14 protein-coding genes and 1 other RNA gene are annotated in these 14441 nt (G+C 66.3%); 9 read left to right on the plus strand and 6 right to left on the minus strand.

Annotated features, from left to right (window positions below):
* The first annotated feature begins 20 nt into the window (after window positions 1-20).
* From ftsA to ssrA, 8 genes are all read left to right on the plus strand, one after another.
* Window positions 21-1247 (plus strand): cell division protein FtsA, encoded by a 1227-nt coding sequence (gene ftsA / locus OXU42_16945; GenBank protein MDE0031076.1) that lies wholly within the window; start codon window positions 21-23, stop codon window positions 1245-1247.
* Window positions 1248-1298: 51 nt separating this feature from the next.
* On the plus strand, window positions 1299-2522 hold the full coding sequence (gene ftsZ / locus OXU42_16950) for a cell division protein FtsZ (GenBank protein ID MDE0031077.1): 1224 nt from the start codon (window positions 1299-1301) through the stop codon (window positions 2520-2522).
* Between the two features lie 224 nt (window positions 2523-2746).
* The gene (mtnA, locus tag OXU42_16955) at window positions 2747-3784 is read left to right on the plus strand and encodes an S-methyl-5-thioribose-1-phosphate isomerase (GenBank protein MDE0031078.1); all 1038 of its coding nucleotides are present in this window, start codon (window positions 2747-2749) and stop codon (window positions 3782-3784) included.
* A gap of 40 nt (window positions 3785-3824) precedes the next feature.
* Window positions 3825-5168, plus strand: coding sequence for a glutamate--cysteine ligase (locus tag OXU42_16960; protein MDE0031079.1), 1344 nt, complete (start codon window positions 3825-3827; stop codon window positions 5166-5168).
* A gap of 310 nt (window positions 5169-5478) precedes the next feature.
* Window positions 5479-6282, plus strand: coding sequence for a 3-methyl-2-oxobutanoate hydroxymethyltransferase (gene panB / locus OXU42_16965; protein ID MDE0031080.1), 804 nt, complete (start codon window positions 5479-5481; stop codon window positions 6280-6282).
* A gap of 24 nt (window positions 6283-6306) precedes the next feature.
* A complete protein-coding gene (panC, locus tag OXU42_16970) occupies window positions 6307-7170 on the plus strand; it encodes a pantoate--beta-alanine ligase (protein ID MDE0031081.1) in 864 nt (287 codons plus the stop codon).
* A gap of 59 nt (window positions 7171-7229) precedes the next feature.
* On the plus strand, window positions 7230-7703 hold the full coding sequence (smpB, locus tag OXU42_16975) for an SsrA-binding protein SmpB (GenBank protein MDE0031082.1): 474 nt from the start codon (window positions 7230-7232) through the stop codon (window positions 7701-7703).
* A 23-nt stretch (window positions 7704-7726) separates the two neighbouring features.
* Window positions 7727-8076, plus strand: a transfer-messenger RNA (tmRNA) gene (gene ssrA, locus OXU42_16980).
* Between the two features lie 587 nt (window positions 8077-8663).
* Here the strand turns inward: ssrA and msrA are convergent.
* Window positions 8664-9275 carry a peptide-methionine (S)-S-oxide reductase MsrA gene (msrA, locus tag OXU42_16985; GenBank protein ID MDE0031083.1) on the minus strand — a complete coding sequence of 204 codons (612 nt, stop codon included), beginning with the start codon at window positions 9273-9275 and terminating at the stop codon, window positions 8664-8666.
* 147 nt (window positions 9276-9422) lie between these two features.
* Here msrA and OXU42_16990 point away from each other — a divergent pair, with 147 nt between their 5' ends.
* Window positions 9423-9749 carry a hypothetical protein gene (locus OXU42_16990; protein MDE0031084.1) on the plus strand — a complete coding sequence of 109 codons (327 nt, stop codon included), beginning with the start codon at window positions 9423-9425 and terminating at the stop codon, window positions 9747-9749.
* Between the two features lie 4 nt (window positions 9750-9753).
* On the opposite strand, the gene OXU42_16995 is transcribed toward OXU42_16990, so the two are convergent.
* From OXU42_16995 to OXU42_17015, 5 genes are all read right to left on the minus strand, one after another.
* Window positions 9754-10524, minus strand: a complete 771-nt coding sequence (locus OXU42_16995; protein ID MDE0031085.1) for an SDR family oxidoreductase — start codon at window positions 10522-10524, stop codon at window positions 9754-9756.
* A 30-nt stretch (window positions 10525-10554) separates the two neighbouring features.
* Window positions 10555-11496: a lysophospholipid acyltransferase family protein gene (locus OXU42_17000; protein MDE0031086.1), complete on the minus strand. Its 942-nt coding sequence runs from the start codon at window positions 11494-11496 to the stop codon at window positions 10555-10557.
* A gap of 102 nt (window positions 11497-11598) precedes the next feature.
* Window positions 11599-12795, minus strand: a complete 1197-nt coding sequence (nifS, locus tag OXU42_17005) for a cysteine desulfurase NifS (protein ID MDE0031087.1) — start codon at window positions 12793-12795, stop codon at window positions 11599-11601.
* 5 nt (window positions 12796-12800) lie between these two features.
* Window positions 12801-13130, minus strand: a complete 330-nt coding sequence (locus OXU42_17010) for an iron-sulfur cluster assembly accessory protein (protein MDE0031088.1) — start codon at window positions 13128-13130, stop codon at window positions 12801-12803.
* 59 nt (window positions 13131-13189) lie between these two features.
* Window positions 13190-14398 carry an IscS subfamily cysteine desulfurase gene (locus tag OXU42_17015; GenBank protein MDE0031089.1) on the minus strand — a complete coding sequence of 403 codons (1209 nt, stop codon included), beginning with the start codon at window positions 14396-14398 and terminating at the stop codon, window positions 13190-13192.
* Window positions 14399-14441: the final 43 nt, after the last annotated feature.

Here is a 14441-nt window from a genome sequence, read left to right on the forward strand (position 1 = left end):
ACGAAGGGGCGTGACACGCTATGGCCAAGAAGAACAATCTCGTCGTTGGACTCGATATCGGCACCCACAAGATCTGCGCGGTGGTGGGAGAGCAGACCGAGCAGGGCCCCGAGGTGGTGGGGGTCGGAATCCATCCCTCCAACGGCCTGCGCAAGGGCGTGGTGATCAATGTCGAGGCCACCATCGAGGGCATCAAGAAGGCCGTGGAGGAGGCCGAGATCATGGCCGGCTGCGAGATCAACACGGTCTTCGCGGGCATCGCGGGCGGTCACATCCGCGGGTTCAACAGCCAGGGGGTGGTGGCGGTCAAGAACAAGGAAGTCGCCGACGCCGACGTCGACCGGGTCATCGACGCGGCCAAGGCGGTGGCCATCCCGCTGGACCAGGAGGTGCTGCACGTGCTGCCGCAGGAGTTCGCCCTCGACGGCCAGGGAGGCATCCAGGAACCGCGGGGAATGGCCGGGGTGCGCCTCGAAGCCAGCGTGCACATCGTCACCGGCGCGGTGGCGGCGGCGCAGAACATCATCAAGTGCTGCAACCGCACCGGTCTCAACGTGGCCGATTTCGTCCTCGAGCCGCTGGCCTCCGCGGACGCGACCCTGACCCAGGAGGAACGGGAGCTGGGCGTGGCGCTGGTGGACATGGGCGGCGGCACCACGGACATCGCGCTGTTCCACGGCGGCTCGGTGAAGCACACCGCGGTGCTGAGCGTGGGCGGGAACCACCTCACCAGCGACATTGCCGCGGGCCTGCACGCGCCCATGGCGGCGGCGGAGCAGTTGAAGCAGCGCTACGGCGCGGTGGGGCCCGACGTCGTCAACCGCAACGAGATGCTGGAGGTGCCCAGCGTCGGCGGGCGCAGCCCGCGGACGGTGTCGCGGCAGGTGCTGTGCGAGATCATCGAGCCGCGGCTGGAGGAGGTCTTCCATCTCGTGCACCGCGAGCTCACCAAGTCGGGCTACGCGCGGCAGGTGGTGTCGGGCATCGTCATGACCGGAGGGTCCACGCTGCTGCCGGGCATGGTCGAGATGGCGGAGAGGATCTTCGACGTGCCGGTGCGCCAGGGCGTGCCGGGCAACGTCGTCGGATTGGTGGACGTGGTGTCCAGTCCGGTCTACTCCACCGCCACCGGCCTGCTGCTCTACGGCCTCGGGCAGCAGGACCGCAACCTCTTCCGCGTGCGCGACAACGACGTTTTCTTCAAGGTGCGCGGGCGCATGACCGAATGGTTCAAGGAATTTTTTTAGTACGGCACTGAAGTCAAACAGGAGTAGACATCCGCAAAAGGAGGGCATGTCATGTTCGAGATGGTGGATCCGATCGAATCGGGAGCCCGGATCAAGGCGATCGGCGTCGGCGGGGCCGGCGGCAACGCGGTCAACACGATGATCGAAGAGGGCCTCAAGGGCGTGGACTTCATCGTAGCCAACACGGACAGCCAGGCGCTGGACGCGAACAAGGCCGAGATCAAGGTCCAGATAGGGGACTCCATGACCAAGGGGCTTGGGGCGGGCGCCAATCCGGAAGTGGGCCGCCGCGCCGCGATGGAGGACAGGGAGCGCATCCGTGAATTCCTCACCGGCGCCGACATGATCTTCATCACCGCCGGGATGGGCGGCGGCACGGGCACGGGCGGCGCGCCGATCATCGCCAGCGTCGCGCGCGAGGTGGGAGCGCTCACGGTGGGCGTGGTCACCAAACCCTTCATCTTCGAAGGCAAGCGCCGCATGCAACAGGCGGAAGAAGGCATCCGGGAGCTCAAGGACAAGGTGGATACCCTCGTGGTCATCCCCAACCAGCGTCTGCTCAGCATCGCCGGCAAGTCCACCACGCTGCTGGAGACCTTCAAGGTGGCCGACGGCGTGGTGACCCAGGCGGTCCGGGGCATCGCCGACCTGATCGTGACGCCGGGGCTCATCAACCTGGACTTCGCCGACGTGCGCACGGTCATGAGGGAGATGGGATTCGCACTCATGGGGGCGGCTTCGGCCACCGGCGAGAACCGCGCCCTCGAGGCGGCGCAACAGGCGATCTCGAGCCCGTTGCTGGAGGACGTGTCCATCAACGGCGCGCGCGGCGTGCTGATCAACGTCACCGGCGGCGCCGACATGAGCCTGTTCGAGGTCAACGAGGCGGCCACCCTGATCCAGGGCGAAGCCCACGACGACGCCACCATCATCTTCGGCGCGGTCATTGATGAAACCATCGAGGACGAGCTGCGCATCACGGTCATCGCCACGGGTTTCGGCGACGAAGGAACGCGCGCGCCGCAGCCGGCGACCGTGGACAAGAAGGAGGCGCCGCAGCAAAAGCAGGGATCCCTGGGTCTGGGCGTGCGGGATGCCCGGGACAAGAAGATCGTGCATCTCGGCACCCTGGTGGACGACGAGTACGGCGGTCCGAACTGGCAGCGTGGCGAGGAAAAGGAGTCGAGCGCTCCTCAGCCCATCGATCTCGAAGAGAAGGACGTGGCCGAGGACGACTTCGACATCCCGACGTTTCTGCGCAAACGGATGGATTAGGGTTCGGGGGGCATCGCGTCCCCCCGCGTCTCGGCGACGCGGCGCCGCAACAGGAGCGGCAGGTTTCCCCACACTCCGAAGATCAGGTCGGTCATGGTGCGGCCGGGGCCGCCGGGTGCGCCGTGTCCGGCTACCCTTGACCCTCCTTCCATGGGTACTATATTTGAGCAAGGAGCAAAGACAATCGACCTCCGGATGAAGAAACGGCCGCCGAAAGAACCGACATGTCCGTAAGAACCATCGAGTGGCGCGACGGAGAACTGCTGCTCATCGACCAGAGGCGCCTGCCCCGGAAGGAGGTCTACCGGGTTTGCCGCAACTACCGCCAGGTGGCCCAGGCCATCCGCAACATGGTCGTGCGCGGCGCGCCCGCCATCGGCGTCACCGCGGCCATGGGGGTCGCCCTGGGGGCGCGGCACGTCCGGGATGCGAAGAACGTCGAGGCCGTCATGCGGAACGTGTTCGAGACGCTCGCGGACACCCGGCCCACGGCCGTGAACCTGCACTGGGCGCTGGAACGCATGAGGCGCGTCTACGAGGCCAACAGGCACGGGGACCTGGGGACGCTGCAACAGCGGCTGGAGGAGGCGGCCGTCGAGATGTACGACGCGGACATCGCCGCGAACCGCAGGCTTGGCGGTCTGGGCGCGGCGCTGCTGAAGGACTCCCGGCGCATCCTGACCCATTGCAACGCGGGCGCCCTGGCGACCGCGGGTTACGGCACCGCGCTCGGGGTGCTGCGGGCGATGAAGGAAACGGGAATGCCCCTCGAGGAGGTGTTCGTGGATGAAACGCGGCCGTTCCTGCAGGGCGCCAGACTGACGGCGTGGGAGCTGCGCAAGGAAGAAATCCCGGTCACGCTCATCACCGACAACATGATGGGTTACGTCATGCAGCAGAACCGTGTGGACGCCGTCGTGGTGGGGGCCGACCGGGTGGCCGCCAACGGCGACGTGGCCAACAAGATCGGTACCTACACCGTGGCGGTGATGGCCCGGCGCCACGGGATTCCGTTCTACGTGGCTTGCCCCACTTCCACCGTGGACCTGTCCTGTCCCTCCGGAGCGGAGATTCCCATCGAGGAGCGCGCGGAGGACGAGGTGACCCACATCGCCGGACGGCGCATCGCGCCCGACGGAGTGAACACCCTGAACCCGGCGTTCGACGTCACCGATCATTCGCTGGTGTCCGCCATCATCACCGAAAAGGCCGTGGTCACCGCGCCCTATCCCAAGAACCTGCGGAACGTCTGTGTTCCGTAGGGGCACGCGAGTTTCCCATCCCGTCACGAGAATCCGCACCATGGCAGTCATCGAAAGACACGACGAACTGGAAGCCTGGTTTCACGAGGCCGGCAAGCCACGCGAGCAGTGGCGCGTGGGCACCGAGTACGAGAAGGTCGGCATCGAGCGCGACACCGCCAAGGCGCTGTCCTACTCCGGGCGTCGCGGCGTGCGGGCCATTCTCGAAGGGCTGGTAAGCGACTACGACTGGGAGCCGCAGGAAGAGGAGGGTTTTCTCATCGGTCTGAAGCGCGGCAACCACGCCATCACCCTGGAGCCGGGCGGCCAGATCGAGTTGAGCGGCGAGCCGTGCGACGACATCCACTGCAGCAACGCCGAGTTCTCCCAGCACATCCGCGAGCTGATCGACGTGGCGGAGCGATTCGACGTGGCCTTCCTGGGGCTTGGAATCCAGCCCTTCAGCCGGGTGGACGAGATCGAGTGGCTGCCCAAGCGGCGCTACCGCATCATGGGACCCTACATGTCCAAGGTGGGGACCCTGGGCCATCGCATGATGAAGCAGACCGCCACGGTGCAGGCCAACATCGACTACGGCGACGAGAAGGACGCCATGGCGAAGCTGCGCACGACCATGGGCCTGGCGCCGGTGATCGGCGCGGCGTTCGCCAACTCGCCCATTTCGGACGGCGAGCCCAACGGCTTCAAGAGCTACCGCGGCCACATCTGGACACACACGGACACGGACCGGTGCGGCCTGCTGGAGTTCTGTTTCTCCCCCGATGCCACCTTCCACCACTACGTGGAGTACGCCCTCGACGTCCCCATGTACCTCATCTCCCGGGAGGGTAACTACATCGACATGACCGGGATCCCGTTCCGCCACTTCCTGGAGCACGGGCACCAGGGCGAGTACGCCACCATGGCCGACTGGCAGCTTCACTTGACCACGCTCTTCCCCGAGGTACGCCTGAAGCACTACATGGAGTTCCGCTCCGCGGACAGCCAGGCGCCCGAGCTCATGCCCGCCCTGCCGGCCCTCATCAAGGGTCTTTGCTACGACGCCGACTGCCTGGGCGCCGCTTGGGACCTGGTCAAGGGGTGGTCCTTCGACGAGCGCATGACCGCCTACCAAGACTCCCACAAGCACGGGCCCGCCGCGCGCTTCCGCCGCTACACCCTGGGCGACGTGGCCAAGGAGATGGTGGACATCGCCTGGGAGGGCCTCGCGCGCCAGCGTGCCCTGAGCCGGCGCGGCGAGGACGAGACCATTCACCTGAAAGCTCTGCGCGACCTGGTGCAGCAAGGCCTTTGCCCCGCGGACGTCGTCCTTTCCAAGTGGCAGGGCGAGTTCCGCCAGGACCTCCGCCGCCTTATCGACGACAGCTCGTACAAGCTGCCGTAAACCAGGCTATCAACCGGCTGGACTTTTCCCGTCCATCGCGCTAGTATCCGTCCCATCTTTCCGTCGGTGTGATGCGTCACGCCAAGCCCCGGAGCGGTCAGGCCGAGCCGGCCGACTCCACGAGGGGGCAGCGGGAAGACGCGCGTTGCCGCTTGGATCCGGAAGCGCCGGACCGAGACGGATGAGACATTCTGGCGTCTATCGTTTCCACGGTAGCGGGATGGCCTTCCGGATCGGTCCGGGAGGCTTTTTTGCTTTCGGCCTTGTCGGTGGCTTTGTCGGTCGTGGATTGTTCCGAGGAGGAAAACGAATGGGACGGAAAATGACGGCGCCGGAAATCCGGGGCATGAAGGAACGCGACGAGAAGATCGTCTGCCTTACGGCCTACGACTACTGCTTCGCCCGTATCCTGGACGAGGCCGGCATCGACCTCCTGCTGGTGGGCGATTCGCTGGGCTCGGTGGTGCAGGGGCACGAGAGCACGCTGCCCGTCACCGTCGAGGACATCATCTACCATACGCGCGCGGTGATCCGCGGACGCCGGCGCGCCCTGGTGGTTTCCGACATGCCGTTCATGACCTTCCAGTTGGGCGTGGACGAAGCCAAGCGCAACGCGGGGAGGCTCGTGCAGGAGGGCGGCGCCGAAGCGGTCAAGCTCGAAGGCGGCGTCACTCAGGCGGCCGCCATCGAGGCGCTGGTGAAGATGGGCGTGCCCGTCATGGGGCACGTGGGGCTGACTCCCCAGTCCGTGCACCAGTTCGGCGGCTATCGCATCCAGGGGCGCGGCGAAGCCGACGCCCGCGCCATCTTCGAGGACGCCGTGGCGGTGGAGGAAGCCGGCGCGTTCGCGATCGTGCTGGAAGGCATCCCCGTGCAACTCGCCAGGGAGATCACCCAGCGCCTGACCATTCCCACCATCGGCATCGGCGCCGGCATGCACTGCGACGGGCAGATCCTCGTGGTCCACGACATGCTCGGCCTGTTCGACGACTTCACGCCCAAGTTCGTCAAGCGCTACGCCAATCTCAAGGAAACCATCGGCGGCGCGGTGCAGAGCTACATGGAAGAGGTGCGGACCGAGGCGTTCCCGGCGGAGGAGCACACGTTCCACTGAGGACGGGCGGCGGCGCCTCGCGCCATGCAAGCGTTACCCAACATCCGCGCCATCCCGGAGATGCAGGCATGGAGCGGCCGTGCCCGGCGCGAGGGGAAGCGCATCGTCCTGGTGCCCACCATGGGATACCTGCACGAAGGCCATCTGAGCCTCGTGCGTGAGGCCGTGAAGCACGGCGACTGCCGGGTGGTCTCCATCTTCGCCAATCCCGCCCAGTTCGCTCCCTCCGAGGACTTCGACAGCTACCCGCGGGATCTGGAGCGCGATGTCCGGCTGCTTGTGGAGGAGCGAGTGGATCTCCTTTTCAATCCCTCGGTCGAGGACATCTACCCGCCGGGATATCAGACCTACGTGGAGGTGGAAGAGGTCAGCCGGCCGTTGTGCGGCGCTCACCGGCCGGGACATTTCCGCGGCGTGGCCACGGTGGTGCTGAAGCTCTTCAACATCGTGCGCCCGCACGTGGCCGTGTTCGGCCGCAAGGACTACCAACAGGTCCAGGTCATCAGGCGGATGCGCGACGACCTGAACCTGGAGGTGGAGATCGTCGAATGCGACACGGTGCGGGAGGACGACGGCGTGGCCATGAGCTCGCGGAACCGCTACCTGGGGCCGGCCGAGCGGGAGGCCGCGCGTTGTCTGCAAAGCGCCCTGGGCAGGGCCGAGGCGCTGGTCCGCGGCGGCGAGACCGCGGCCGCGCGGATCCGTGAGGCGGTGGTGGAAGAGATCTCCCGGCAGCCCCTGGCGCGTCTCGAGTACGCCGACCTGTGCGACCCCAGGGAGCTTCGCCTGGTGGACGAGGTTACGGGCCCCACGCTCCTGGCCGTCTGCGCGTGGGTCGGCAAGGCTCGCCTGATCGACAACCGGATCCTGGCGGTGCCGGGACCGTAGACGGCGCCGCTACTCGCCGAACTCACGGGCGCAGGGCCGACGAACCGGAATACGATCCCATGGCCTCGACCAAGGAAACCGCCGAGAAGACCGTCACCGTCAACCGCCGGGCGCGCCGGGAGTACTTCATCGACGAGTCCTTCGAGGCCGGGATGGTGCTGCTGGGCAGCGAGGTGAAGGCGCTTCGGGACGGCCGCGTCAATCTCGCCGACAGCTACGCCCGGGTCGACAAGGGCCAGGTGTACCTGGTCAACTCCCACATCAGCCCCTATCCGGCGGCCAACATGTTCAATCACGAGCCCACCCGGCCGCGGAAGCTGCTTCTGCACAAGCGCGAGATCATGCGGCTCACCGGCAAGGTCAAGGAGCGCGGCTTGACCCTGATTCCGTTGAAGCTATACTTCAAGGACGGGCGCGCCAAGGTGGAGTTGGGCCTGGCCCGCGGAAAGAAGCTCTACGACAAGCGCGCCACGGTCAAGGAGAAGATGGTCCGGCGCGAGATGGAACGCTCCATGAAGAGCCGCAGAAGTTGAGCGGCGGACCAGGGCGCATCATTGGGGGCGATATGGGTTCGACGGGGGTGGGAAGTCAAAGTGGCATGCCGGGGTCCTGCGGCCTCGTCAAAAACGCAGGACTGCAAGTAACTGCAGACGAACACGAGTACGCTCTGGCTGCTTAGACAGCCAGCGTCTTGCCGGCTTTCTCCCGCGGGGTCGGACAAGGCGTCATTCAGCGGGATGGACCGATTCCTCTGCCGGAGGGGATGAGGTCGAGATCCAAACCGGCTGGTCGCACAAGACCCCGTCGCCGGGGGCTTGGACGATGAGAGCAAAACGGCGACTAAGCATGTAGTCACTTTCGGCGGAAAGCCTTCGGACGGGGGTTCGATTCCCCCCGCCTCCACCAACATCTCCCAAGTGTTGGGTCCAACCCGACAGCGCCGCAAGCCTGTACCGTCCCGGCATAAACCCTGTTCCGTCACGCAACACGCGACGCCCTGAACAGCGTTGAGCCAATCTCTGCCCCATTTGCTCAGCAGACTGAGTAAATTTACTCATGGTATTGAGTATTTGTCGTATACGCCTCCCGCGCAGCCTGCTCGTCGGGGGCGACGGCATCGCTGTCGAGGAGTTCCTGTCGAGACCGGTAGAGTATTGGGTGGGAGCGTGAGCCGATAAAACGCTGAACGTATTGAGTGAGTTACAGGTACTTGATGAAGGCTATGGCGACTGCGGCTATGGCTGTCAACAAGCCGAGAAGGCGCCACGTGAGGTTTGTTATCTGCGCCGTGAGGCAGTTTCAACGCCGGCAATGCGCTCAACCAGCCGGGTCTCCAGTTTGGCCAAGTCCTCGCGCGTTGCGTAGTGATGTGTGGCGTCCATGTTTGAATTCTATAACATACGGACCAATTCAAGCAAGCAACCCGATACCCGCAGCTTCTGAATGCGTTGACGCTCTACGGAGCCACTTCTCGCATCAAACCTCACGCCTCTTCACCCGTGGCCGGGTATCCCTTCGTAGGCGTGCTCGCCCCAGACGTCCCTCACCCGGCGGTTGCGGCCGCAACTGAAGCGGTAGTAGCGATAGCGGACCGGGTTCTTCTTGTAATAGTCCTGGTGGTAGTCTTCCGCGGCGAAGAACGGGCCGGCGGGCAGGATCGGGGTGACGATGGGTCGGTCGAGCTGCTTCTGCGCGGCGGCCTTGGACGCCTCGGCAAGCCGGCGCTCCTTGTCGTTCGCGACGAAGACGGCGGTCTCGTAGGACTGGCCGCGGTCGCAGAACTGGCCGCCGTCGTCGGTGGGGTCCACCGAGTGCCAGAACGCGGTGAGCAGCGCCTCGTAGCCGACCTTGGCCGGGTCGTAGGTGATCTCCACGGCCTCGTAGTGGCCGGTGCCGCCGGCCGTGACCTGCCTGTAGGTCGGGTCGGCGGTCTTGCCGCCGGTGTAGCCGGAGACGGTCGAGACCACGCCGGGCACCTTGTCGAAGTCCGACTCGACGCACCAGAAGCAGCCGCCGGCGAAGACGGCCTTTGGGAGTTGTTGCGCGCTTGCGGTGTGGGCGACGAGCAAGAGCGCCGCGGCAACGGTGAGCATGATTTGCTTCATTGTCTACCTCCCTATTCACCTAACCAGAATGCCGGGACGGCCTCAAGCGGAAACACTCTTGTATTCCGTCCCGATCCTTCATATTGTCTGGCAGGCGACGGTCCGGCGACCGGCGAGGATGGATGCACCAACCGAGGGAGCGATGCGATGGGGGAACTGGAAGAAAAGATCGGTGCCAATTTCCTGCGGCTCCTGGCAGCCAAACAGCGGCTGACCGTCCTGGACGGGAAGGCGAAGAAGATGATCGCGGACCTGAACATGGCGATCCAGCTCTTGAGCGGCAAGGAGACCGGGCACATGGACGACAAAGGCGCCTACCACGTCCACACGCGCGCGAAGAGTGGGGTGCCGCAGCGGCAACTGGCTTTACCCACCATCGAGGAACTGGACAAGGTGGTGCGGTACAAGAAGCAGGCCAGGGAGGAAGTGGAAACCTTGAACAAGGAGTTCAAGGACCTGGAGGCGCGCTTGTGACGCTTCAGATCAGCGACCGCGACTGACAGCCGTCCACGTTGATGCACGCGCCCGAGATCCAGTTGGCGCGCTCCGAGGCGAGAAAGACCACCACGTCCGCCACTTCCTCGGGTTTTCCGAAACGGCCCGCGGGCAGCTCGCGTTCCACGAACGCGGCGATCTCCACGGGTTGCTCCCGCCGCCGCCGGTCCCACGAACCGCCGGGGAAGAGGATGGAGCCCGGCGCCACGCTGTTTACGCGAACCCCGTCGGGCGCCAGTTCCCGCGCCATTTCCTTGGACAGGCTGATCATGGCGGCCTTGGCCGCGTTGTAGGTCATGGGGCCGCCCCACTCGCGGCCGTAGATGGACGCGATGTTGATGACGCAGCCGTGCTTGCGCTCGCGCATGGACGGCACCACCACGCGGCACAGGTCGAGTGCCGAAAAGAAGTTCAGGGCGAAACCGCTCTGCCAGTCTTCGCCGGACGCGGACAGGTTGCCGCCCGGACGCGAGCCGCCGACGTTGTTGATCAGGATGTCGACGGCCTGAAACCGCTCCCGGGTCTCGGCAAACCAGGCGCGCGCGGCCTCCTCGTCGGTGACGTCCAGGGCCGAGGCGAGGACTTCCGCGCCGCGTCCGCGCAGCTCCCGCGCGGTCTCTTCGAGGTCTTCCCGGCCGCGCGCGCAAACGCTCAGCCGGCAGCCCTCGGCGGCGAGGCCCCTCGCGATGTCCTTGCCGATGCCCCGGCTGGCGCCGGTGATCATGGCCACCTTGCCCGTCAGCCCGAGATCCATCCGTGCTCCTTACCTGACTGGCCGCATCTGTTACGGCAGCGCATGGGAGGCGTCCCCTTTCCGGGGATTGCGGAAGCTCATCCAGCTCCACTGGTCCGGATGGCGTCGCACCATGTCCTCGATTTCCTGAACGAACAGCCCCGCGTTGGTCCGCAGGTCCGCTTCCCGGTCGCCGGTATTCACGAAGCGGAGCTCGGGCTTGACGTGCAGCATGAGGCGGTTGTCGTGGCCGCGCACCATGAAGAGCGGCACCACCGCGGCCCCCGTGCGCTGGGCGATGGTGACGGGACCCTTGGGCGCGGGTGCGCGGCGTCCCAGGAAGTCCACTTCGACTCCGGCGCTCCTGAACTCGTCCGGCACCACCAAGACGATCCCGTTGCGCCGCAGCGCCTGGATGATCCGCGGCACCGACTCGCGCCGGGGACGGGCGGGTATGATCTTGACCCCGGCGCGCGTGACGTACTCGTGTTGCAGCGCGGCGAAACCCTCTTCCTCGGCGAGCTTGAGGACGACGCTGAAGTCGTAGCCCTGGGCCGCGAGGCGCGGCCCGATCATGGGGAAATTGCCGAGATGGGCACTCAACGCCAGCACCCCCTTGTTGCGCGCGAGCGCCGCGCGCAGGTGCTCCTGGCCGTCGATCTCGATGTGCGAGCAAATCTCTTCGTCGGGCATGTGGAGCGTCGCGAGCGCTTCCAGGAAGCTCTGCGCGAAGTTGCGCCATGCCCGGTGCACCACGGTGCGGCGCTCGGACTCGGTCGGCAACTCCCCGGCCATGGTCTGTGCCAGGGTGTCCTGCATGCGCCTCCGATAGCGCCACAAGAGCACGCGGCTGACCCGCTCGACGGTTCCGGCAATGTACGGGATCGCCCACCCGGGCAGCCAGCGAAGGCTGCCGACAAAAGCGCGCAGCAGGTACTCGCCGGCGCGATAGCGGGCGCGGTACAGCAGGCCTTTGCGTCGACCCCGTCTCATGTCTTGCCTGCGGTCCTGGCGCGCAAGGTGAGGGTGCGGCATACTCGCGCGGCTCCGGACCTCCATGTCACGGACATCCCGATGAAAACTGGAACGGAAACGCTACGAGGCGTGATCCGGCTGGCCTTCCTTCGCGCCCACCCGGCCCAGCGCCGACAACCCGCGCAGCCGGCCGATGATGCCGGGGATCTTGTCCGCCGCGAACGCCACTTCCTCCCGCGTGTTGTAGCGGCTGAGACTGAACCGGACGGCTCCCTGCAGCCAACGCGGCGGCACCTTCATGGCGCGCAGCACGTGGGAGGGTTCCACCGAGCCCGCCGTGCAGGCGGAGCCGGTGGAAGCGCAGATGCCGAACTCGTCCAGCAGCACGATGATCGACTCGCCCTCCAGGTATTCGAAGGCGATGTTGAGCGTGTTGGACAGGCGCTCCGCGCGCCCGCCGTTGACCCGGGCGCCCGGACAGGCGGCCAGAAGCGCACGCTCCAGTTGGTCGCGCAGGGCGGTCAACTGCTCGCGTTCGGCCGGGATGTCCCGGGCCGTGAGCTTCGCGGCCTCTCCCATGCCCACGATGCCGGCGACGTTTTCGGTGCCGGCGCGGCGGTTGCGCTCCTGGTGGCCGCCGATGATGAACGGCCGCAACGCGATGCCGCGGCGCACGTACAGGGCCCCCACGCCCTTGGGGCCGTGAAACTTGTGGGCCGAGATGGTCAGCAGGTCGATGGGGCTGTTCTTCACGTCGAGGTCGATCTTGCCCGGCACCTGCACCGCGTCCACGTGGAAGGGAATGCCCCTGGCCTTGACGATCTCGCCGGCTTCCTGCACGGGAAAGACGACCCCGGTTTCGTTGTTGGCGTACATGATGGAGACCAGGGCGGTGTCATCGGTGAGGGAGTCACGCAGCTCGTCCAGGTCCAGCCGCCCCTCCTCGTCCACTCCGAGCCAGGTGACCCTGTACCCCTTCTTCTCCAGGTGCTGGCCCAGACCGTGCACCGCGGGGTGCTCCACCGCGGTGGTGATGAAGTGACGCTTGTCCGGCGAGCCCTCCAGCATGCCGCGGATGGCGGTGTTGTCCCCCTCCGAGCCGCAACTGGTGAACATCACCTCGACTTCGTCGTCGGCCCCCAGCAGCCCCGCCACCTGTTTGCGCGCGCGGTCGAGGGCGCGGCCGACCCGGGTCCCGAAGCCGTGGATGCTGGACGGGTTGCCGTAGAGCTCCTTGAGGTAGGGCGCCATGGCCTCGTAGACCGGCGGCGCGACCCGCGTGGTGGCGTTGTTGTCGAAGTAGATGACGTCGGCCATGGCTCTTACACCACGAACGAGGCGCCGCACCCGCAACTGCGTTTCACGTTGGGGTTCTGGAACACGAAGGCCGCCTCCATCAGGGTCTCCTTGTAGTCCAGCTCGGTGCCGCCCAGGTAGAGCAGGCTCTTCAGGTCTACGATCACCTTGGCGCCGCCTTGCTCGAAGATGCGGTCCGTGGGCTTGGGGTCGTCGAGATCCATCTTGTACTGCAACCCGGAGCAGCCTCCGCCCACGACCTTCAGGCGCAGGCCGGTACAGTCGCGCTCGTCCTGTTCGAGCAGCTCCTTGATGCGGTTGGCCGCGCTCTCCGTGATCTGGACTTCTGTGGCCATTGCGTGTTCCCGTGCGCCGTGGGCGTGTCCCCCTTGGGCGAGTCCGGCCCGCCGGCGCGCTATTTCCCGGCGGCCGCCCGCGCCGGCCTGGCCGCCCCGGCCCGCCTGGCGTAGGCCGGCGAGAGCCCGCGCAAGCGGTTGACTTCTTCCTCCACCCGGTTCAGCACGTAGTCCACCTCTTCCTCGGTGTTGAACCGGCCCAGGCCGAAGCGGATAGAACCGTGGGCGAGATCCTCCCGCAATCCCATGGCCTTGAGCACGTGGGAGGGCTCCAGCGCGGCGGAGGTGCAGGTGGAACCGGCGGAGACCGCCACGTCGTTGAGCCCCATGATCAGGGACTCGCCTTCGACGAAGCCGAAGGCCACGTTCAGGTTGCCGCACAGGCGCTCCGTGGGATGCCCGTTGAGGTGCAGCTCGTCCAGGCGCGCGAACAGGCCGGCCTCAAGGCGGTTCCGCAGATGGGTGATGTGCGGCAGTTCTTCGGCCATCTCCGCGCGCGCGATCTCGCACGCCCTGCCGAAGCCGACGATGCCGGGCACGTTGAGCGTGCCCGAGCGCATGCCCCCCTCGTGGCCGCCGCCGTGGATGGTGGGGCTCAGGCGCACCGCCGGCTTGCGCGCGCTGACGTAGAGCGCGCCGATCCCCTTGGGGCCGTGCAGCTTGTGGGCGGTCATGGAAAGGAGGTGGATCCCCGACGCTTCCACGTCGATGGGCATCTTGCCCACCGCCTGGGTGGCGTCGGAATGGAACAGGATGCCGTGTTCGGCGGCGATCCGGCCGATTTCCTCCAGCGGCTGGATGGTGCCGACCTCGTTGTTGGCCGCCATGATGGAGATGAGCAGGGTCCTGCCGTCGATGGCCGCGCGCAGCTTTTCGAGGTTCACCGTGCCGCGCGCGTCCACGGGGAGGTAGGTGACGCGGAAGCCGTGGCGTTCCAGGAACTTGCAGGAATCCAGCACCGCCTTGTGCTCGGCCGCGCAGGTGATGACGTGGTCGCCCCGGTCGCGGTGCATTTCCGCCACCCCCTGGATGGCGAGGTTGTCCGACTCGGTGGCGCCGCTGGTGAAGACGATCTCCTTGGGCGCGGCGCCGATCAGCGCGGCCACGTTCTTGCGCGCCTCGTACACCGCCGCATCCGCCTCCCAGCCGAACGCGTGCTTGCTCGCCGAGTTGCCGAACTGTTCCGTGAAGAACGGCAGCATGGCCTCCACCACCCGCGGGTCCACCGGCGTCGTCGCATGATTGTCGAAGTAGACAGGGAGCTTCACGAGAAATACCTCCAGAACCTTTCATTTAGGCTGCCGGCTCGGC

The sequence above is a fragment of the Deltaproteobacteria bacterium genome (genome assembly GCA_028818775.1).
Classification (GTDB): Bacteria; Desulfobacterota; Binatia; order UBA9968; family JAJDTQ01; genus JAJDTQ01.

Coding starts and splice junctions, on each gene's coding strand:
- ftsA (MDE0031076.1), top strand. CDS start 21: ATGGCCAAGAAGAACAATCTCGTCGTTGGACTCGATATCGGCACCCAC.
- ftsZ (MDE0031077.1), top strand. CDS start 1,299: ATGTTCGAGATGGTGGATCCGATCGAATCGGGAGCCCGGATCAAGGCG.
- mtnA (MDE0031078.1), top strand. CDS start 2,747: ATGTCCGTAAGAACCATCGAGTGGCGCGACGGAGAACTGCTGCTCATC.
- OXU42_16960 (MDE0031079.1), top strand. CDS start 3,825: ATGGCAGTCATCGAAAGACACGACGAACTGGAAGCCTGGTTTCACGAG.
- panB (MDE0031080.1), top strand. CDS start 5,479: ATGGGACGGAAAATGACGGCGCCGGAAATCCGGGGCATGAAGGAACGC.
- panC (MDE0031081.1), top strand. CDS start 6,307: ATGCAAGCGTTACCCAACATCCGCGCCATCCCGGAGATGCAGGCATGG.
- smpB (MDE0031082.1), top strand. CDS start 7,230: ATGGCCTCGACCAAGGAAACCGCCGAGAAGACCGTCACCGTCAACCGC.
- msrA (MDE0031083.1), bottom strand. CDS start 9,275: ATGAAGCAAATCATGCTCACCGTTGCCGCGGCGCTCTTGCTCGTCGCC.
- OXU42_16990 (MDE0031084.1), top strand. CDS start 9,423: ATGGGGGAACTGGAAGAAAAGATCGGTGCCAATTTCCTGCGGCTCCTG.
- OXU42_16995 (MDE0031085.1), bottom strand. CDS start 10,524: ATGGATCTCGGGCTGACGGGCAAGGTGGCCATGATCACCGGCGCCAGC.
- OXU42_17000 (MDE0031086.1), bottom strand. CDS start 11,496: ATGAGACGGGGTCGACGCAAAGGCCTGCTGTACCGCGCCCGCTATCGC.
- nifS (MDE0031087.1), bottom strand. CDS start 12,795: ATGGCCGACGTCATCTACTTCGACAACAACGCCACCACGCGGGTCGCG.
- OXU42_17010 (MDE0031088.1), bottom strand. CDS start 13,130: ATGGCCACAGAAGTCCAGATCACGGAGAGCGCGGCCAACCGCATCAAG.